We start from the raw sequence: 17,950 nt of genomic DNA on the forward strand, positions 1-17,950 counted from the left end.
CGTGAAAGGGCCGGCTCTATGAAGAGTCGGCCCTTTTCTGGTTATTGACGGATGGGCGTCACAGCACGTCGGCGAGGCGGTCCACCTGGGCCGGGTCGAGGCCGAAGCAATAGAGCATGACCTCGTCGGCACCGAGACCGGCGAAGGCGGCGATCGCGTCGCGAATCTCGGTGGGCGTGGCGAGCACGGCCGGCTGAAAGCCGCCGAAGAGCACCGCCGGGCCGGTGGGACGGGCGGACGCAGGGCGAGCGTCACCGGCAAACCGACTACCGGTCATCATCCTCGCTCGATCGCGGCGAGGATGGCTTCCCGGGTGAGGGGCAGGTCGCGGACGCGTACGCCGAGCACGTGCGCGACCGCGTTCGCGATGGCCGCCGCTACCGGGCCCTGGGCCGCCTCGCCCGCGCCCACCGACGGCGTGCCAGGGTGCTCGACGAGTTCGACGGACACCTCTGGAGCCTCGCTGAAGCGCAAGATGGGGTAGCTCTCCCAGTCGCCGCTGGTGACCCGGCGCCGGTCGAAGCGCACCCGCTCCTTCAGCGTCCAGCTCGCCGCCTGAGTGGCGCCGCCTTCGACCTGATTGCGCACCCCGTCGGGATTGACGACGTGGCCGACATCTACGGCGATCGTCAGGCGGCGCACCCGTACGGCCTGCTAGGCCTCGACCTCCGCCACGACCGCGCAGTAGGCGCCGGTGCCCTTGTACTTGCCGAACCCGAACCCGAGCCCGTGGCCGGGCCCGCGCCACCCGGCCGCATCCGCCGCCCGGCGCAGCACCTCCCGCCCTCGCTCGTCACTCAGGTGGGTCAGCCGGTACGCCAGCGGGTCCATGCCCCCGGCCTCGGCCAGCTCGTCCATGAACGACTCGATCGCGAAAACGTTCATGAACGCTCCCAGCGAGCGCAGGGCCGACGAACGGATCGGCGTGCGCAGGACCCGGTGGCCGGTGATCCGCTGCTTCCTCGACCTGCTCGCCAACCCTGTGCGGATCCTCAAATGACGGGTTGATCCGTAGTGAGGAGAAGGAGTACGGTCGTGGTACTTCGGCGATGTTAATCGTTTAACAGCACAGCGATGCCGATCGGCCGACCCCGAGCCGCCCCGATCACTCCAGCGAGATGAGGAGAAGAGAATTACCTTGTATTCCTGTCGGAAATGCTATGTTATTCGACTAGCATGAGACCTACAGCACGACAAGTGGCCGAGCTCGCGAACGTGTCCGTCGCGACCGTCTCCTACGTACTCAGCGGCCGGGACCGCCCCGTAGCCGCCGAGACGAGGCAGCGGGTGCTGGACGCCGCCAGGCAACTCGGCTACACCCCCAACCAGGCCGCGAGGAGCCTGCGCAAGCGCCGCACCCAGCGGGTCTGCCTGGTGCTGAGCTCCATCGGCGGCGTGCCCTCCGACGAGCGGCTGGCCAGGGACCTGCACGAGATGGCCGACGCCCGTGGCTACTCCGTGATCACCCTGGCCGTCTACTCCGAGGCCCGCGCGAACGCGGCGATCGACGTGCTGCGCGGCGGGATCGCCGACGGCGCGCTGATCAACGTGGTCGCCGACCACCTCACGCACGACCTGCTCAGCGGGCTCGCCGCCACCGGCCTGCCGATGGTGGTCCTGAGCAACGAGAGCGGCCTCGAGGGCTGCGACGTCGTCCGCACGCCGGAGACCGAGGCCTGTGTGGAGGCCGTCGAGCATCTGCTGGCGCAGGGCAGGCGGCGCATAGCGTACCTGGCGCACCGCCACGAGCTCTACCGGGACCGGCCGGTCGGCAGGCTGCTCGGCTACACCACGGCGCTCGACCGGCACGGCGTGACGGAGCGCATCATCACCTCGGGCGCGGACGACCGCGTGGCGGCGTACCAGACCGCTACCGAGCTCCTGCGCTCTCCCGACCGCCCCGACGCGATCTTCGCGGCCTCCGACCGCGCCGCGATCAGCGCGATCTCGGCCGCACGGGACGCCGGGCTGAGCGTGCCCGGCGACGTCGCGATCGTCGGCGCCGGCAACATCGACGAGGGTCTCATCACCAACCCCCAGCTCAGCACCGTCGGCCCGCTCAGGCACGACTACACCGACGTCGTGCGACTGCTGTTCGACCGCCTCCAGGCCGAGGAGGCTCCGCCCGCCCGCGAGATCGTCCGCTCCTGGACCTTCCTGCGGCGGGGCTCTTCCTAGAAGGGAAACACGAGATGTCCCCCACTCTCTCCCGCCGTGACATGCTCCGCCTGGCCGGGGCGGCCGCCGCCGTTCCCGTCCTGTCGTCCTGCGCGGGCGCCCCGACCGCGCAGAACACCGCCGCGCCCGGCACGTTCACCGTCTACTGGAACGCCGGCCACGACTACCAGGCCTATCGCAAGGTGATCGCCGAGTTCGAGCAGGCCAACAAGGTCAAGGTCAACCTGCAGAAGTACCAGTGGCCGGACCTGCGCACCAGACTGCTGGCCGACTTCGCCTCGGGGACGGTGCCGGACCTGGTGGAGGAGCCCGGCGGGTGGGTGCAGGAGTTCGCCATCTCCGGCAACGCCCGCTCGCTGCAGGACTTCGTGGACCGCGACGGCCAGGCGATGGGCTTCCCGTCCGACTGGCAGCCGGTGACGGTCGAGCGCAACTCGTACCAGGGGAAGGTGTACGGGGTGCAGCTGCACTTCACCTGCAACACGCTCCTGTACAACAAGGCCATGCTGCGGGACGCCGGGGTGGAGGTGCCCACCACCTGGGAGGAGTTCCTGGCTGCCGCGCAGAAGCTCACCAAGGACGGCGTGTACGGCGTCGCGCTCAACCAGGACTACACCTACGTGTGGCCATGGCTGAACCAGGCCGGCGTCACCCCCTACGACCCGGAGACCGGCAAGGTCATGACGCCGATGGAGGACGCGGTAGCCGCCCTGCAGTTCCAGGCCGACCTCGTCCACAAGCACAAGGTGGCGCCCGTCCCGGTGTCGAGCACGGACTACTCGGGGCCGCAGAAGCTCTTCTCGGCCAAGCGCGCCGCGATGATCCTCACCGGCCCATGGGACCTGGACCCCATCAGGAAGACCAGTCCCGACATCGAGTTGGGCGTCGCTCCGCCGCTGAAGAACAAGGTCCAGGCCACCCAGGCGGCCGGCGTCAGCATGTTCGTGCCGGCCAAGGCCACCCGGCCCGAGCTGTCGTGGGACTTCATCAAGCGCATCACCGCCATCGAGGTCGAGCAGGCCGCCACCAAGGAGACCGGCATGCTCATGCCGCGCGTCTCCTGGACGGAACTGCCCGAAGTGCAGTCGAACGAGGTCATCAAGGTCTTCGCCGACGCACTGCCCACCGCCAAGGACAACGGCCAGAAGGTGCGGCTCACCGGGCAGCTGGGCAAGTGGGAGGAGCAGCTCAAGGTCATGTACCAGCAGGTGCTCATCCAGAACAAGCCGGCCGCCGAGGTCCTGGCCACGTTCGCCCAGAGCGCGGAGGGCTTCCTCAAGTGAGGCCCCGCACCCTGGCGGGCCGGTACGCCAGGACCGCCTACCTGTTCCTCCTCCCGGCGATCCTGTTCTTCGCGGCCTTCTTCTACCTGCCGATCGGGAACGTGGTGGCCACCAGCTTCCGCACCGGTCCGCAGGCCGACCAGTGGACCGGGCTCGGCAACTACACCCAGGCGCTGGCCGACCCGGCGGTGCGGCACTCGTTCCTGATCACGGTGGCGTTCTCGGTGCTGGTGGTGATCGGGTCGATCGTGCTCGGGCTGGCCCTGGCCCTCGCTCTGGACCAGCCGCTCAAGGGGCGGGTGGTCTTCCGGGTGCTGCTGCTGGTGCCGTACCTGACGTCGGTGGCGATCGTCGGGCTGCTGTGGCGCAACATCCTGGACCCCGAGCTGGGCGTGCTCAACCGGATGCTGGGCGCGGCCGGGCTGCCCGAGCAGCAGTGGCTCAACACCGCGCCGCTGCTCACGATCGCCGCCGTCACGTTGTGGCAGAACGTGGGCTACACCATGGTGCTGTTCCTGGCCGGGCTGCAGGGCATCCCCGAGACCTACCACGAGGCCGCCAAGATCGACGGGGCGGACGCCTGGCATCGCTTCTGGCGGATCACGCTGCCGCTGCTGGCGCCGACGACGTTGTTCGTGTCGGTGATGGCGGTGATCTCGGGGCTGCAGGCGTTCGGGCAGGCGTACATCATCACCAACGGCGGACCCGGCGACGCCACCGACCTGTCCGTCTTCCACATCTTCAACGTCGCCTTCCGCGCCAGGGACTTCGGCTACTCCTCGGCGCAGTCGGTGCTGCTGCTGATCGTGATCGTCGCGTTCACACTGGTGCAGCTGCGTGCCGGGCGGCGCGGGGAGGTCACCTACTGATGCGCAAAGCCCTGCTCTACACCCTGCTCGTGCTGGCCTCCGTCGTCACGATCGTGCCGCTGCTCTATATGCTCTCGCTGTCGCTGCAGACCGAGGCCGAGACGCTGTCGGCGGACGCGGTGCTGGTGCCGGACTCGCCCCAGTGGGGCAACTACGCGGAGTTGTTCACCCGCGCGCCGTTCGGCAACTTCGTCGTCAACAGCCTCGTCGTGGCGGGCGCCATCACCCTCGCCCACCTGGTGTTCGACCCGCTCGTCGGGTACGTGTTCGCCAAGTTCCGCTTCCCGCTGCGCAACACCCTGTTCGTGGCGTTGCTGGCCACGCTGATGGTGCCGTTCTTCGTGCGGATGATCCCGCTGTACGTGCTGATGGCCAACATGGGATGGCTGAACACGTACCAGGGGCTGATCACGCCGTTCCTCATGGACGCGTTCGGGATCTTCCTCATGCGGCAGTTCATCCAGCCCATCCCCGACGACCTGATCAGCGCGGCCCGCATCGACGGCGCCTCGGAGCTGCGCATCTACCGGAGCGTCATCCTGCCGCAGACGAGGCCCGCCCTGGCGGTGCTCGGGCTGTTCACCTTCGTCTTCCAGTGGAACGAGTTCCTCTGGCCGCTGGTCGCCACCACGACGCCCGAGATGCGCACCATCCCGGTCGGGCTCACCCTGTTCAACCAGGAGTACTTCACGCTGTGGCACCTGACGGCGGCCGGCTCGGTGATCCTCTTCGTCCCCACGGCCGTCCTGTTCATCTTCACCCAGCGATACTTCGTGCGTGGCATCGCACTGACCGGCCTTCGTTAGTTAGGAGTCGTCTTCTTGCGTCCGAACGTGATCGTCGTCTTCACCGACCAGCAGCGGTGGGACACCGTCGGCCCGCTCACCCCCAACCTCGACAGGATGGCCAGGCACGGCACACAAGCCACGGTCGCGCTCACCCCTCAGCCGGTGTGCGCGCCCGCCCGCGCCGCCCTGCAGACGGGCCGCTACCCGACCACGACCGGCGTCCACCGCAACGGCCGCGTCCTGCCTCCTGAGGAGCGCACGCTGGCGCACCACTTCGGCGGGGCCGGCTACGCCACCGGCTACATCGGCAAGTGGCACCTCGCCGGCAGCGACCCCGTGCCGGCGGAGCAGCGGGGCGGCTACCAGTCGTGGCTGGCGGCGAACGCGCTCGAGCACACCTCCGACGCCTACCGCACGGTCGTGTTCGACGAGGCGAATGACCCCGTCATGCTGCCCGGCTACCGCTCCGACGCGCTTGTGGACGCGGCTATCAGGTTCGTCGCCGACCACCACGACGAGCCGTTCTACCTGTTCGTGTCGTTCCTGGAGCCGCACCACCAGAACGAAGTGGACAACTACCCGGCGCCCGACGGCTACGAGGAGCGCTATCAGGGCACCTGGATGCCGCCGGACCTGGCCGCCCTCGGCGGCACCGCACACCAGCACATGGGCGGTTACCTCGGGCAGGTCAAACGCCTGGACGAGGGGCTCGGGCGGCTGCTGGACGCGCTGCGCAGCATGGACCTGCTGGACGACACGATCGTGGCGTACACATCCGACCACGGCAACCACTTCAAGACCCGCAACGGCGAGTACAAACGCTCCTGCCACGACGCCTCGCTTCGGGTGCCGCTGGCGCTGCGTGGCCCGGGCTTCGACGGGGGCGGCGCGATCTCGCGGCCGGTCAGCACGCTCGACCTGCCGCCGACGCTGCTGGAGGCCGCCGGACTGCCCGTGCCTTCTGAGATGCAGGGACGGTCGTTCCTGCCGCTGGTGCGCGACCCTGGGGCTTCCTGGCCAGACGAGGTCTTCTTCCAGGTCAGCGAGTCGGAGGTGGGGCGTGGCATCCGTACGTCCCGCTGGAAGTACTACGCGGTCGCCGAACACGCCCACCCGTGGGACGACCCGTCCGCCGATCGCTACCGCGAGCAGGCCCTGTACGACCTGGAGAACGACCCGCACGAGCTCGTCAACCTGGCGGGGCTCCCGTCACACACCGGGGTGGCGGCCGAGCTTCGGGAGCGGCTCGTCCGCAGGATCGCGGAGGCCGAAGGGACCGAGCCGGTGATCGAGCCGGCCGCCGAGCTCTCCGCCCGGCCCCAGGCGATGACCGATCCGGAGGTCCGGCTCCGCGGTCCGAAGCCGGTCAGGTTCGGCCACCAGCGCGGGTGACACGATGTCGGTGACAAAGTAGCCATCAACGTTCAGATGGAGTGTCCCCGTATGTCCATAGAGCTCCAGTCCATTGGCACGTTCACCATTGGCGGCAAGACCGTGCACCGGCTCGGCTTCGGCGCCATGAGTCTCACCGGGCCCGGTGTCTGGGGGCCGCCTCGTGACCACAGCGAGGCCATCCGGGTGCTGCGCCGGGTTGTCGAGCTGGGTGTGGACTTCATCGACACTGCCGACTCCTACGGGCCTTACGTCAATGAGGAGCTCATTCGGGAGGCGTTGCATCCGTACGCGGAGGAACTGCTCATCGCGACCAAGGCCGGATTCGTCCGGACAGGGCCGGGCGAGTGGCATGCCGTGGGCCGGCCCGCGTACCTGCGGCAGGAGGTGGAGATGAGCCTGCGCCGGCTCGGGGTGGATCGGATCGACCTGCTCCAGCTGCACCGCATCGACCCGCAGGTGCCGCTGGAGGACCAGGTCGGCGAACTCAAGGCGCTCCAGGACGAAGGCAAGATCGACAATGTCGGTCTGTCGGAGGTGAGCGTCGAGGAGCTGGAACAGGCGAGGCGCATTGTTGAGATCGTCACCGTCCAGAACCGCTACAACCTCACCAACCGGTTCTCCGAAGACGTGCTGCGGCACTGTGAGGAGCAGGAGATCGGATTCATCGCCTACAGCCCCATCGCCAAGGGCGCCCTGGCGGCGCCGGGCGGTCCCGTGGACCACGTCGCCAAGGTCGTCGGGGCCACGCCCGCCCAGGTCAGCCTGGCCTGGTTGCTGGCACACTCCCCGGTGATGCTCACGATCCCCGGCACCTCGTCGGTCGCCCACCTAGAGGAGAACCTCGCCGCCTCGACGGTGTCGCTGACGGCCGAGCAGATGAGCGAGCTGGCGCGTTGACGGCGGGACCCGTCGAGGCGGCGCGATGCCGTTCATGTCTCTGGAGCCACCACGATGTAGTGGAACGTGACGTTCGGCGGCCGGTCGATGGTCTCGGCCACCAGCCTCCGCATCACCTCATCTCCAGTACGCACCCGTGGAGCCAATCGGGTCGATTTCGGCTTGGTGTTGGAGCCAACCGAGGTTTTGATCGGCAAACGGGTATGCGGCAGTTCCCGGAAGATCACGCGCTGACGGCGATCGCCGGTCAGCACCCGGGTCTTACCGCTACGTTTCGTCTATTGGAGTCCCCATCACACTGCCGAAGCACAGCGCGGAGTGCTTGGGCTGCTCAGGCGGCGTTGGTGCGGTGTCCGGTGAAGCTCACCTGGGTGTCGTCGTTGTCGAGGGCGATGTTGAGGGTGGCATCCAAGGCCATGGACAGCCGGATCTCGCGACGGGCCTCGGTCACGTCCTCCGGCTCGGTGAACCCATCGGCGAGCTTGCGTTCGCGCAGGCTCTTCCAGCGGCTGTGGCTCATTGTTCCACCTCTCCTTCCTCAATGGTGCGGATGAACTCCTCGTGTGCTGGACCGTGTTCGGCCTCGCAGACCTTTTGAGCGAGTTGGTTCCATGGGTATCGAAACAGCCAGCCCCTGCAAGGACGGTCGGGCCGTCCTCGGAGGGGACGGGTCCCGTCTCCGCAGCGACATCAGGGGCAGCGGCTCCTGTCGTCATCGGAGCGCCCTCCGATGGCGACGTACACCGCTGCCCGGGAAGGCATGAAATCGTCAGCCGGCATGCTTGAGCTGATGGACGCGCTGCTTTGACAGCCCCATCATCAGGGCACCGTCCCGCTCGCTGATTCCAGCTGCCGCCAGCGCCTTGGCCGCTCGCTTTGCCACAGCGTCCCGCGCCCTGGCCAGAGCTTTCGCCTGCTCATCAACTTCCCTGTATTGACTGAGCTCGGCCGCAGCCTGTTCATCACCGAAGTCGTAGACGTACTCGACATCGATGACAGCTTCGGCTGGGACATCGAGAACGAAGTGCTTGACCGCGTCGACCTCCTCATGGAGTTCGGCCAACGTGTCTCCCGCTACGCCGCCGGAGGGGTAGCCCTCGAACAGGGCGATCCAGTAGCCGTCCTTGCGGATCGCCCTGGCAATGAGTCGGGTCATTCCAACCACTCCTTCCCGAAGACGTGTTCAAGGGCGAGTTGGAGGTCAGAGAGCCGGTCGTCATCGAGGTGGCGGACCGGTACCAGGGCCCGTCCTACGACAATCTGTTGGGCATCGTACAACAGGAGCAGTCGGGCGGATTTGCCATGCTCAACCCAATCTGGCCGTAGCTCATGACCTCGAGCCAGTGCATAGATGCGATCCCGGATCTCCTGGTAGCTCCGTAGCACGAACGGAAGCCTAACGTAGTAGGCAAGCTAGCGCCACCTCGAGTAGGCAAGGGTGGATCGCCGTGTGGACGGTCCGCGGACAGGCCGCCGGTCCTGCCAGGAGGAGCGCGGCACTAGCTCTCGCTCCCTCAAGACACTCGCACGAACTTCACGGCGTCCGCTCGGGCGTTGCCGTTGCTCCGGGTGAGCTTGACCGAGCCGTTCTCCCCCGCCCCGAACGACCAGGTGCCGAGCTTGACCCAGCCTGTGCTTCCGGCCGTGTAGTCCAGGGACTGGGTCGAGGTGCCGCCGCTGTGGGTGACGTCGATCCTGGAGCCGGTGTCGCTGCCGGGATACACGATCTTGTAGATGTAGACGTCGTAGGTGCCGGCGGCAGGCAGCCACGCGCCCCAGGTGGCGGACGCGCCCGGCTCGTCGCTGTAGCGCGAGGTGTTCTCCAGCGTGTGGCCGCGGATGCTGCTGGTCGTCCAGGTGCCGGTCTCGGCGTAGCGGTAGGCCGTGGGGCCCTCGTTGTCGGTGTAGCCGTCGCGCTGGTAGTAGCGGACGTAGTCGAACTGCACCTGGCCTGGCAGCGCCGACGTGTCGACACCTGGGCTGTTCTGCAGGTTGATCGCGATGGTGGTCAGCCAGACGTTGATGAAGTCATGCTGGGTGCAGCAGGTCGGTGAGTAGTTCCCGGTGTACTTCAGCACCCCGTCGACGTAGAACTTCACCTGGGTCTCGGCCCACTCGAAGCCGTAGGTGTGGAACGCCGCCGAGGTGTCGAACCCGGTGGTGTAGTGCCCGCTGCTGACGGTCGTCTTGGTGCCGTCCGGCTTCCAGCCGTGGACGTTGTGGGTCAGGCGTCCCGGCAGGTGGGAGTCCATCTCGAACCCGTCGATCTCGGTACGCCGGCCGGAGTGGTAGGTGTTGCTCCCGTCACCGGCCATGGCCCAGAACGACGTGTGCCAGCCGGAACCGACATTGGTCTTGGCCCTGGTCTCGTAGTAGCCGTAGCGGAAGGCCTTCTTGCTGATGAGGCCGCCGCCTGAGTACGCCATCCCGTTATAGGGCTCTTCCTTGAGGTGGATGGTCATGAGTCCGTTGCCGACGGTGACGTTTTCGGGCCGCTGGGCGCTCCAGCCCTTCACGTCGGTGCGGTAGTTCCACTTGCTGGTGTCGACGGACGTGCCGTTGAACTCGTCCGACCACACCAGCGTGTAGCCGGCCGGCGCGGCTGCCTGTGCGGCCGCCGGGATCTGTACGGCGAGCAGCGTTAATCCGAGAACGAGCAGTATGCGTGCGAACATAAGAACACACCTCTCACATGGTGTACGGGAGTCCGCCCGGTGGAGACGCGGGAATGGCGGTTCCGCGCGTGTCCGCTGCCGGGCGGCTCTCTTACTTCTGCAGGCCCTTGGCGGTCTCGGCCGCCTTGGCCAGCGCGTCCTTGGCCGACGCCTGGCCCACGAGCACGGCCTGCACCTGCTCGGCGATGGCCGTTTCGATCTGGCCGTATCCGGCGTAGCGCCAGAACGGGTTCGGCGTGGCGGTCTTGGTGATCTTCTCGGTCCACTCGGCGGTGAAGGCGTCGCCGGCCACCTTGGGGTCGGCCAGGCCGGCGGTGGTGGTCGGCGGCAGCTTCACCTTCTCGAAGAAGCCGGCGACGGTGGCGGTGTCGGACGTGGCGAACTTCGCGAAGTCGGCCGCGGCCTCGGCGCCCTCACCCTCCACGACCACGATCACGTGGCCCCACAGCAGCGCCTGCGGTGTGCCACCGGCATCGAGCACCGGGCGTGGGAGCGGCTTCATCTTCTCAGTCAGCGACTTGTCCGGCGACTGGCCGGCCACCACGCCCCTGGCGATGATCGCATCGTCGTAGAAGGCGGCCTTGCCCTGGGCGAACAGCGCGCGGGCGTCGAAGCGGTCCACGTCGGGTGCGATGAGCTTCGCATCGTACAGCTGCTTGTACCACTCGACGGCCGCCACCGACGCGTCGTCGCCGACCGTGATCTGGTCGCCGTCCAGCAGGGGGCTGCCGAAGGTCTTCATCCACGGCAGGATGTCCTTCAGCTGCGCCGCCTTGGTGGCCGCCGCATAGGGCACGATGCCGTCGCCGAGCTTGGCCACCTTGGTCAGCGCCGCCTCGAACTCCTCGGTCGTGGCAGGCAGCTCGGACACGCCGGCCTTCTGCAGGATCTCGGTGTTGGCGATCAGGCCGATGGAGCCGGTGGTCCACGGCAGGCCCAGTTGCTTGCCGCCGTACTGCCCGCTGGACAGGGCCACCTCGGTGTAGCCGCCCTGCGTCGCCTGCGGCGAGAGGTCGCGCAGCTTGCCCAGCGAGGCCATCGCCGCCAGCCAGGCGACGTCGAGCTGTACGGCGCCGCTGAGCTGGCCGCCCCTGATCTTCAGGGTGACCTGGTTCAGATACTCGTTGTACGGGAAAGAGGCCGTGTTGATCGTGACTTTGCCGGCTGAGGCGTAGGCGTCCACGATCGCCTGCACGGCCGCCTTCTGCGCTTCCTCGTTCAGCGACCAGGAGGTGAAGCCGAAGGTCTTGGCGGCGGCGTCACCCGAAGACCGCGCCGCGCCGCCTCCGGTGGCGTCGGGGGCGCAGGCGGACAGGGCCGTGACGCCCAGCGTGGACAGGCCGAGGAGGCGCAGGGCGTCCCTGCGGTTCATGGGGGGCATCGGTTTCTCCTCTGAAGAGGGTCAGCCCTTGACGGCGCCGGCCGTCAGCCCGCCGACCAGGTATCGCTGCAGGAACATGAACGCGGCGATGACCGGGAGCGAGACGACGAAAGACGCGGCCATCAGGTCTGGCCAGGCGGTTTGGAACTCCCCGAGATAGGTGTGCACCAGCCCGGGCGGCAAGGTCTGGCGCTCGGGGTCGGCGAGGGTGAGGGCGAAGATGAAGTCGTTCCAGGCCCTGACGAAGGCGAACAGGCCGGCGGCGACGAGACCGGGGGCGGCCAAGGGGAGTGCGACCTGGTGCAGGGTTCTCCAGCGTGAGGCGCCGTCGATGGCGGCCGCCTCCATGAGGGAGCTGGGGACGGTGTCGAAGATGCCCTTGAGCATCCACACGCACAGCGGGAGCGTGAACGTGGTGAAGCTGAGGACCAGCGCGGCGTAGGAGCCCAGCAGGCCGGTGGCGCTGAACACCGCGTAGAGCGTGATCAGCAGCAACGCCTGCGGGAACATCTGTGAGGCCAGCACCAGATGCATCAGCGAGGTGCGTCCCCGGTATAGGAACTTGGAGAACGCGTTGGCCATGTAGGCGGAGACGATCACGCTCAGGACCGCGGTGATCACCGAGACGATGACGCTGTTGATCAGATAGCCGAACAGCTGCTCGTTCTTCGTCAGGTTCACGAAATGCTCGAGCGTGACCTCGGTCGGGATCAAGGACGGCGGGAAACTGAACGCCGTCTCGTCGGGCGTGAGGGCCGTGACGACCAGCCAGTAGATCGGCGCCAGCCCGAAGAGCCCGATGAGCCCCACGGCGACCCAGGCCGCCGCCCTTGATCTGACCACGTCAGGCCGCCGACGGGCCCGGACGGGCCGGGCGAGGGTGGTCGTACGGGACCGGGTGGCGGTGACGGTCATCGGGCGTCCTCCTTCTCACGGCGCAGGTAGATGGCCACGAGGATGAGGAGCAGGAGCATCCAGAGCCCGCCCAGGGCGCTGGCGTGGCCGAGGTCGAAGCCCTTGAAGGCGGTGTCGTAGACGGCCACCGCGAAGGTCTTGGTGGCGCCCGCCGGGCCGCCGCCGGTCAGCACATAGATGGTGTCGAAGTGCTGGAAGTTCCAGATGAACTCCAGCAGGAACACGATTCCGGCGATGCCCTTCATATGGGGCACGGTCACCGACCAGAAGCGGCGGATCGTGCCGGCGCCGTCCACAGAGGCCGCCTCGTGCAGTTCCTTCGGCATGGTCTGCAGCCCGGCCAGCAGCATGATCATCATCCAGGGGAAGCTCGCCCAGGTCTTGGTGACGATGACGGCCAGCATGGCCGTGTCCGGATCCCCGAGCCAGCTGAAGCGCGTGCCGAGGATGCCGTTCAGCACCCCATAGTTCGCATTGAAGATCCAGAGCCAGAGGAACGACACCACCACACCGGGGATGACCCAGGGGAAGAGGAAGAGCCCGCGCAGGAAACCGCTCCCGCGAATGCCCGCGTTCAACGCCAGGGCCAGCGCGTAACCCAGCACGAAGGGAGCCACGGTGGCCCCCAACGTGAAGATCATGGTGTTCCTGAACACCGGCCAGAAGTCCCCGCCCAGCACGTCGGCGAAGTTGGCCAGGCCCACGAACAGCCGGCCCGGCCGCACCAGGCTCTGCTCGAAGAGGCCCGTCACCAGCGCCGACACTAGCGGATACGTGATGATCGCGCCGAACAGCGCCAGCCCGGGCAGCATGAGCAGCCAGGCGAACTGGGCATCGGATAACCGTCTCATCGCGTGCCCGCCAGGTGCATCGGCCCCACGTATCCCAGCGCGATGCTGACCGAGTCGGCCGTCTCGATCACCGTCCGGGCGAGTTCCGCCTCCCGAGCCGGCAGGTCGATGGCGGACAGCGGGCCCGAGATGGAGATGGCCGCGGCGATCTCCCCCGTCTGATCCCTGATCGGCGCCGCCACGCAGGCCCGCCCGAAGGCGAGCTCCTCCACCTCGGTCGCGTAGCCCCGCGCCGCGCACGCGGCCAGCTCCTCGTCCAGCCTCTGATGCGTGGTGATCGTGTGGGAGGTGAACCCGTACATCGACGGCAGCAGCGTCCTGCGCTCCTCAGGCGTCAACGCCAGCAGCAGGCACTTGCCGATGCCGGTGGCGTACAAGGGCTTGCGCTGCCCGGTCAGCACGAACGACCGCGGCGCCAGCCGCCCCTCGAAGTTCAGCAGATAGAACATCGAGTCGCCGCGACGGATCGCCACGTTCACCCCCAGGCCGAGCGTGGCGGCCAGGTCCTGCGCCACCTGGCGCGCTTCACGGTGGACCGGGTGCTGGTTCAGCGCGACGCCGCCGAGGGTGATGGGCGCGGTGCCGAGCCGGTAGAGCCCGCTGAGCTCGTCGCGCTCGACGAACTCCAGCGACTCGAGCGTGGCCAGCAGCCGAGAGGCGGTGGAGGTGCCGAGCCCGGTCGCCTTGGCGACGTCCGACACCCGCAGCTCGGGCCGGCCGGACAGGAACGCTCGCAGGACCGCTGCGGCCCGCTCAACGCTCTGATTGCTGCTCTGTTCGGAAGCCAACCTAGCTCCATTGCAATTGATTTGCGATATGTGGGATGGTTACGCACATGTTGCAAGGGAGTCAACCCCCGTCCATCACGGAAGTGCGTTGCTTTCCGATAAAGATCCGCCATGTGGACGCGTACCTGGGCACCCCCGCCGTCGAAGACCGCTACTTCGTGCGGCCGCCATGGAAGTCGCTCTATTCGGCCCGCTTCGAGACCCTGCTGGTGGCTGTGACCTGCGCCGACGGCACGACGGGGTGGGGCGAGGCGCTGGCCCCGGTGGGCCCCGAGATCCCCGCCGCCGTCGTGGAGCGGCTGCTGGCGCCGGTCCTGATCGGCGAGGATCCCACCCGGGTGCGGCCGCTGTGGCAGCGGCTGACCGGGCTGATGCGCGAGCGCGGGCACCTCACGGGGCATCAGGCCGACGCCCTGGCCGCGGTCGACATCGCCCTGTGGGATCTGTGCGGCCGGCTGACCGGCCTGTCCGTGGCGCAGTTGCTGGGCGGGGCGTTCCGTGAGGTGGTTCCCGTCTACGTCAGCGGCCTGCCGCGGCCGAGCGACGCCGAGCGCGTCCGGCTCGCCCGGGAGTGGGCGGCGAAAGGCGCGACGAGGGTGAAACTGCACCTCGGCTACGGCGTCGACCAGGACCTGGCCACTGTGGAGGCCGTGCTGTCCACGGGCCTCGACGTCGCCGTCGATGCGCACTGGGCCTATTCGCTGCCCGAGGCCGTGCGACTGGCGCGTGGCCTGGCCGAGCGGCGCGCCTTGTTCCTGGAGGCCCCGCTGGCGCCGGAAGACGTCGAAGGGCATCGTGACCTGTGCGCGCGTGCCGAGCTACCCGTCGCGGTGGGCGAGAGCCTGCGCAACCGATACGAGTTCGCCGGCTGGCTGGGGCGCCGGGCGCTGCAGCTGGCACAGCCGGATGTCGGCAGGACCGGCATCACCGAGCTCATGGCGATCGGCGAGCTGGCCGCCGCGCACCACGTGCCGGTCGCGCCGCACCACTCCACCGGGCTGGGAGTGGCGCTGGCCGCGGGCCTGCAGGTCAGCGCGGCACTGCCGAATCTGGGGTTCTTCGAATACCAGCCGACCACCTGTGAGGTGGCGTCCCAGATTCTGCGAAACCCACTTGCAGGTGATGCAACGGGATTCCCGGTACCGGCTGGACCGGGTCTCGGCGTGGAGGTCGATCGTGACGTCGTTACCGCTCTCGCGAAGGAGTCATAAGTGACCTTGTCTGGACTTATCCCGATCTTGGCCACGCCGTTCACCCAGGAGGGTGAGCTGGATGTGCCGAGCCTGCGGCGGCTGGCCGAATGGCAGCTCTCGGCGGGCGCCGACGGCGTCGCCGTGTTCGGCATGGCCAGCGAGGGCTTCGCCCTGACCGCTGCGGAACGGGCGCGCATCCTCCGCGAGGTGCGCGCGGCGGTGCGGGACGCTCCAGTGGTGGCCGGCGTGGGCTCCACCAGCACGGCCACGGCGCTGGAGCAGGCCATGGCCGCGGTGGACGGCGGGGCCGACGCCCTGATGGTGCTGCCGCCCTACCTGGTCAAGCCGTCCGGCGGGCAGCTCATCGACTTCTACGGGGAGATCGCCGCCCGGTGCCAGGTGGACATCATGGTCCAGGACGCTCCCGGCTCCACCGGCGTGAGCATGCCGGAGTCGCTGATCGTAGAGCTGAGCAAGCTGGACGGGGTCACCTCGGTCAAGGTGGAAGCCCCGCCGACGGCCCCGAAGGTGGGCGCGGTGGCGGCCAAGGTCGCCTCCGCCTTCGCGGTGTTCGGCGGCCAGAACGCGCTGTTCTGCTTGGAGGAGTACGCGCGCGGCGCGATCGGCACCATGCCGGCCTGCGAGTTCACCGATCTTCTCGCCCCCATCCTCCAGGACTGGCGCTCCCACGACGCCGCGGTGTCCTTCACCCGGCTGCTCCCGCTGATCCGCTTCGGCATGCAGCCGGGCATCGCCTGGGCGGTGCACAAGGAGGTGCTGGTCCGCCGCGGCCTCATCGACGCCGCCACCGTCCGCCTGCCCGCCAAGCCGCTGGATGCGGACAGCCGCGACGCGCTCGACCGCATCCTGGGCGTACTGGGATGGTGAGCGGCATGCCCCATACCGGCGATCAGCCGGGTTCGGGTGCTCCCCTGACGCCGGAACCCGCACGGCCCGGGCGAGGCCGCGGGGTGCTGCTCGCCGGGGGCAACTCGCCCATCGGCCTGGCCATCGCGCGTGCCTTCGCGGGCGAGGGCGATCAGGTCTTCGGCGTCGGGCTCCAGCCCTGTGACGACGCCGCCTTCACCGGCTTCGGGACGGCCGACTGCTCGGATCCCGGTCAGGTCGACACGCTGGTCACGGCCGCCATCGAGGTGCTGGGCAGGCTGGATGTGCTGGTGGCGGCGACGGCGGCGATGCCGGTGGCCTCCGTGGCGGCGACGTCCGACGAGCAGTGGCGCAAGGCGATCGGTTCGACGCTGGACGCGGCGTTTCACCTGTGCCGTGCGGCTGTGCCGTACATGACGAACGGCGGCGCGATCGTCGCGGTGGGGTCGGTGAACTCCTTCCTGCACGCACCCGGGCTTCCGGCTTACTCCGCGGCGAAGGGCGGGCTCGACGCGCTGATCAGGCAGGTCGCCGTGGAGTACGGTCCGGGCGGGATCAGGGCCAACATCGTCTCACCGGGGCTCATCGGCGGTGAGGACCTGGACAGGGCGGCCGAGGGATATCCGCTGTGCCGTACAGGAACGCCGGAGGAGGTGGCCGCCGCGGTGGCGTTCCTGGCTTCACCTGCGGCCTCCTTCATCACCGGAGCGACCCTCCCGGTGGACGGCGGCCTGTCCATCGCCTCCCCCGCCGCCTTCCTCCGGCCCGATCTGCGAGCGAGGTTCCTTGGACATCCACTGGGCGGGGATGTCAGGTGAGCGGACCGGTGCTTCCCCGTGCGGTGAGCCTGGCCGGTTCCGTCTCGACGTCGGGCACGGGATCACCGTGGAGGAGGGACAGCAGGTGGCGGGCGGCGGCCGACCCCAGCGCGGGGACGTCGCGCCGCACCGCGGTGAGCGCCGGGCGCACGACCTGCGCCAGCTGCGAGTCGTCCCACGCGACGAGGGACAGGTCGCCGGGCACGCGCAGGCCCATCTCCTGAGCGACGGACAGCCCGGCGACGGCCATGATGTCGTTGTCGAAGACGATCGCGGTCGGCCGGTCGGGAGAGCTGAGCAGGCGGCGGGTGGCGCGCCCGCCCTCCTCACCGGTGTAGTCGGTGTACTGGGTGACGCATTCGGGCAGGCCGAGGCGGGCGCAGGCGGCGGTGAACGCCTCGTCCCGCACGGTGGTGTGCACCAGATGCGGCAGCCCCGCGACGCGGCCGACCCTGCGGTGGCCCAGCGCGGCGAGGTATTCGACGGTCTCGTGGACGGGCCCGCTCTCGTCGGAGTGCACCGATGGCAGCGAGCCGACGCCGGGTTGCCCGCCGATCACCACAGCCGGCATGCCGAGCTGCTCGAGCACGGGCAGGCGCCGATCGGAGACGTGCACCTCCACCAGGATCGCGCCGTCGATCCGGCCCTCCGCCCACCAGCGGCGGTAGACCTCGATCTCGGCGTCCTGATCGTCGGCCATCTGCAGCATCAGCGCGCACGCGTGCGGCTTCAGCGCCGTCTCGATCCCGCTGAACAGCTCCATGAAGAACGGCTCGGCGCCGAGAATGCTCGGCGGCCTGGCCAGGACGAGGCCGACCACGCCCGCGCGGGCGCCGGTCAGCGCTCGGGCGGCGACGCTGGGACGCCAGCCCATCTCGTTGGCGACCTTCAGCACCCGCGCCCGCGTGCTCTCCGACACGCCGGGGCGCCCGTTGAGCGCGTAGGACACGGCGCCCTGGGAGACCCCCGCCCGCTGGGCGATGTCCGCGATGGTGGGCCGCTTCACGGGCAAACCCTACCCGTCCGCGGCA

The 17,950-nt window shown here is 68.7% G+C and carries 21 protein-coding genes; 9 read left to right on the top strand and 12 right to left on the bottom strand.

Features of this window, described 5'->3' with window-relative positions:
* Window positions 1-58: 58 nt before the first annotated feature.
* From OHA25_RS51555 to OHA25_RS51565, 3 genes are all read right to left on the bottom strand, one after another.
* Window positions 59-214 (bottom strand): hypothetical protein, encoded by a 156-nt coding sequence (locus OHA25_RS51555; RefSeq protein ID WP_327584178.1) that lies wholly within the window; start codon window positions 212-214, stop codon window positions 59-61.
* Between the two features lie 62 nt (window positions 215-276).
* Window positions 277-642: a molybdopterin cofactor-binding domain-containing protein gene (locus tag OHA25_RS51560; RefSeq protein WP_327584179.1), complete on the bottom strand. Its 366-nt coding sequence runs from the start codon at window positions 640-642 to the stop codon at window positions 277-279.
* Window positions 643-654: 12 nt separating this feature from the next.
* Window positions 655-885 (bottom strand): hypothetical protein, encoded by a 231-nt coding sequence (locus OHA25_RS51565; RefSeq protein WP_442941991.1) that lies wholly within the window; start codon window positions 883-885, stop codon window positions 655-657.
* A 312-nt stretch (window positions 886-1,197) separates the two neighbouring features.
* Between OHA25_RS51565 and OHA25_RS51570 the strand changes: the two genes are divergently transcribed.
* Genes OHA25_RS51570 through OHA25_RS51595 form a run of 6 tightly spaced genes read left to right on the top strand, consistent with a single transcriptional unit; the run spans window position 1,198 to window position 7,410 of the window.
* Window positions 1,198-2,178, top strand: coding sequence for a LacI family DNA-binding transcriptional regulator (locus tag OHA25_RS51570; RefSeq protein WP_327584180.1), 981 nt, complete (start codon window positions 1,198-1,200; stop codon window positions 2,176-2,178).
* A gap of 14 nt (window positions 2,179-2,192) precedes the next feature.
* Entirely contained in the window at window positions 2,193-3,461 is a 1,269-nt protein-coding gene (locus OHA25_RS51575) for a sugar ABC transporter substrate-binding protein (RefSeq protein ID WP_327584181.1), read from the top strand.
* Window positions 3,458-4,330 carry a carbohydrate ABC transporter permease gene (locus OHA25_RS51580; RefSeq protein ID WP_305920712.1) on the top strand — a complete coding sequence of 291 codons (873 nt, stop codon included), beginning with the start codon at window positions 3,458-3,460 and terminating at the stop codon, window positions 4,328-4,330. Before OHA25_RS51575 ends, OHA25_RS51580 begins: the two co-directional genes overlap by 4 nt.
* A complete protein-coding gene (locus OHA25_RS51585) occupies window positions 4,330-5,136 on the top strand; it encodes a carbohydrate ABC transporter permease (RefSeq protein WP_327584182.1) in 807 nt (268 codons plus the stop codon). The genes OHA25_RS51580 and OHA25_RS51585 overlap by 1 nt, the downstream gene beginning before the upstream one ends.
* Window positions 5,137-5,151: 15 nt before the next feature.
* The gene (locus tag OHA25_RS51590) at window positions 5,152-6,510 is read left to right on the top strand and encodes a sulfatase-like hydrolase/transferase (RefSeq protein WP_327584183.1); all 1,359 of its coding nucleotides are present in this window, start codon (window positions 5,152-5,154) and stop codon (window positions 6,508-6,510) included.
* A gap of 51 nt (window positions 6,511-6,561) precedes the next feature.
* Entirely contained in the window at window positions 6,562-7,410 is an 849-nt protein-coding gene (locus tag OHA25_RS51595; RefSeq protein WP_327584184.1) for an aldo/keto reductase, read from the top strand.
* A 32-nt stretch (window positions 7,411-7,442) separates the two neighbouring features.
* On the opposite strand, the gene OHA25_RS51600 is transcribed toward OHA25_RS51595, so the two are convergent.
* The 8 genes from OHA25_RS51600 to OHA25_RS51635 all read right to left on the bottom strand — a co-directional run bounded on the left by OHA25_RS51600 (window position 7,443) and on the right by OHA25_RS51635 (window position 14,020).
* A complete protein-coding gene (locus OHA25_RS51600) occupies window positions 7,443-7,664 on the bottom strand; it encodes a hypothetical protein (RefSeq protein ID WP_327584185.1) in 222 nt (73 codons plus the stop codon).
* Between the two features lie 77 nt (window positions 7,665-7,741).
* The gene (locus tag OHA25_RS51605) at window positions 7,742-7,930 is read right to left on the bottom strand and encodes a hypothetical protein (RefSeq protein WP_327584186.1); all 189 of its coding nucleotides are present in this window, start codon (window positions 7,928-7,930) and stop codon (window positions 7,742-7,744) included.
* Between the two features lie 249 nt (window positions 7,931-8,179).
* Window positions 8,180-8,566 (bottom strand): hypothetical protein, encoded by a 387-nt coding sequence (locus OHA25_RS51610; RefSeq protein WP_327584187.1) that lies wholly within the window; start codon window positions 8,564-8,566, stop codon window positions 8,180-8,182.
* A 358-nt stretch (window positions 8,567-8,924) separates the two neighbouring features.
* Window positions 8,925-10,085, bottom strand: coding sequence for a glycoside hydrolase family 16 protein (locus OHA25_RS51615; RefSeq protein WP_327584188.1), 1,161 nt, complete (start codon window positions 10,083-10,085; stop codon window positions 8,925-8,927).
* Between the two features lie 91 nt (window positions 10,086-10,176).
* On the bottom strand, window positions 10,177-11,466 hold the full coding sequence (locus OHA25_RS51620) for an ABC transporter substrate-binding protein (protein WP_327584189.1): 1,290 nt from the start codon (window positions 11,464-11,466) through the stop codon (window positions 10,177-10,179).
* Between the two features lie 21 nt (window positions 11,467-11,487).
* Complete coding sequence (locus OHA25_RS51625; RefSeq protein WP_327584190.1) at window positions 11,488-12,381, bottom strand: carbohydrate ABC transporter permease; 894 nt, start codon at window positions 12,379-12,381, stop codon at window positions 11,488-11,490.
* Window positions 12,378-13,232 carry a carbohydrate ABC transporter permease gene (locus OHA25_RS51630; protein ID WP_327584191.1) on the bottom strand — a complete coding sequence of 285 codons (855 nt, stop codon included), beginning with the start codon at window positions 13,230-13,232 and terminating at the stop codon, window positions 12,378-12,380. The genes OHA25_RS51625 and OHA25_RS51630 overlap by 4 nt, the downstream gene beginning before the upstream one ends.
* On the bottom strand, window positions 13,229-14,020 hold the full coding sequence (locus OHA25_RS51635; RefSeq protein WP_305920727.1) for an IclR family transcriptional regulator: 792 nt from the start codon (window positions 14,018-14,020) through the stop codon (window positions 13,229-13,231). Before OHA25_RS51635 ends, OHA25_RS51630 begins: the two co-directional genes overlap by 4 nt.
* 113 nt (window positions 14,021-14,133) lie before the next feature.
* Between OHA25_RS51635 and OHA25_RS51640 the strand changes: the two genes are divergently transcribed.
* The 3 genes from OHA25_RS51640 to OHA25_RS51650 are packed head-to-tail and all read left to right on the top strand — an operon-like array spanning window position 14,134 to window position 16,919.
* Window positions 14,134-15,231 (top strand): mandelate racemase/muconate lactonizing enzyme family protein, encoded by a 1,098-nt coding sequence (locus OHA25_RS51640; protein WP_327584192.1) that lies wholly within the window; start codon window positions 14,134-14,136, stop codon window positions 15,229-15,231.
* Window positions 15,232-16,101 carry a dihydrodipicolinate synthase family protein gene (locus tag OHA25_RS51645; protein WP_327584193.1) on the top strand — a complete coding sequence of 290 codons (870 nt, stop codon included), beginning with the start codon at window positions 15,232-15,234 and terminating at the stop codon, window positions 16,099-16,101.
* Window positions 16,102-16,106: 5 nt separating this feature from the next.
* Window positions 16,107-16,919 (top strand): SDR family NAD(P)-dependent oxidoreductase, encoded by an 813-nt coding sequence (locus OHA25_RS51650; protein ID WP_327584194.1) that lies wholly within the window; start codon window positions 16,107-16,109, stop codon window positions 16,917-16,919.
* Here the strand turns inward: OHA25_RS51650 and OHA25_RS51655 are convergent.
* The gene (locus tag OHA25_RS51655) at window positions 16,912-17,925 is read right to left on the bottom strand and encodes a LacI family DNA-binding transcriptional regulator (RefSeq protein ID WP_327584195.1); all 1,014 of its coding nucleotides are present in this window, start codon (window positions 17,923-17,925) and stop codon (window positions 16,912-16,914) included. The two genes, OHA25_RS51650 and OHA25_RS51655, sit on opposite strands and share 8 nt — an antisense overlap.
* Between the last annotated feature and the right edge of the window lie 25 nt (window positions 17,926-17,950).

The organism is Nonomuraea sp. NBC_00507 (assembly GCF_036013525.1).
Taxonomy (GTDB): domain Bacteria; phylum Actinomycetota; class Actinomycetes; order Streptosporangiales; family Streptosporangiaceae; genus Nonomuraea.

What these genes read in the sequence shown, in the direction of transcription:
- OHA25_RS51610 (WP_327584187.1), bottom strand. Translation starts at nt 8,566, where the DNA reads ATGACCCGACTCATTGCCAGGGCGATCCGCAAGGACGGCTACTGGATC.
- OHA25_RS51650 (WP_327584194.1), top strand. Translation starts at nt 16,107, where the DNA reads ATGCCCCATACCGGCGATCAGCCGGGTTCGGGTGCTCCCCTGACGCCG.
- OHA25_RS51620 (WP_327584189.1), bottom strand. Translation starts at nt 11,466, where the DNA reads ATGCCCCCCATGAACCGCAGGGACGCCCTGCGCCTCCTCGGCCTGTCC.
- OHA25_RS51585 (WP_327584182.1), top strand. Translation starts at nt 4,330, where the DNA reads ATGCGCAAAGCCCTGCTCTACACCCTGCTCGTGCTGGCCTCCGTCGTC.
- OHA25_RS51625 (WP_327584190.1), bottom strand. Translation starts at nt 12,381, where the DNA reads ATGACCGTCACCGCCACCCGGTCCCGTACGACCACCCTCGCCCGGCCC.
- OHA25_RS51565 (WP_442941991.1), bottom strand. Translation starts at nt 885, where the DNA reads ATGAACGTTTTCGCGATCGAGTCGTTCATGGACGAGCTGGCCGAGGCC.
- OHA25_RS51630 (WP_327584191.1), bottom strand. Translation starts at nt 13,232, where the DNA reads ATGAGACGGTTATCCGATGCCCAGTTCGCCTGGCTGCTCATGCTGCCC.
- OHA25_RS51575 (WP_327584181.1), top strand. Translation starts at nt 2,193, where the DNA reads ATGTCCCCCACTCTCTCCCGCCGTGACATGCTCCGCCTGGCCGGGGCG.
- OHA25_RS51595 (WP_327584184.1), top strand. Translation starts at nt 6,562, where the DNA reads ATGTCCATAGAGCTCCAGTCCATTGGCACGTTCACCATTGGCGGCAAG.
- OHA25_RS51615 (WP_327584188.1), bottom strand. Translation starts at nt 10,085, where the DNA reads ATGTTCGCACGCATACTGCTCGTTCTCGGATTAACGCTGCTCGCCGTA.
- OHA25_RS51605 (WP_327584186.1), bottom strand. Translation starts at nt 7,930, where the DNA reads ATGAGCCACAGCCGCTGGAAGAGCCTGCGCGAACGCAAGCTCGCCGAT.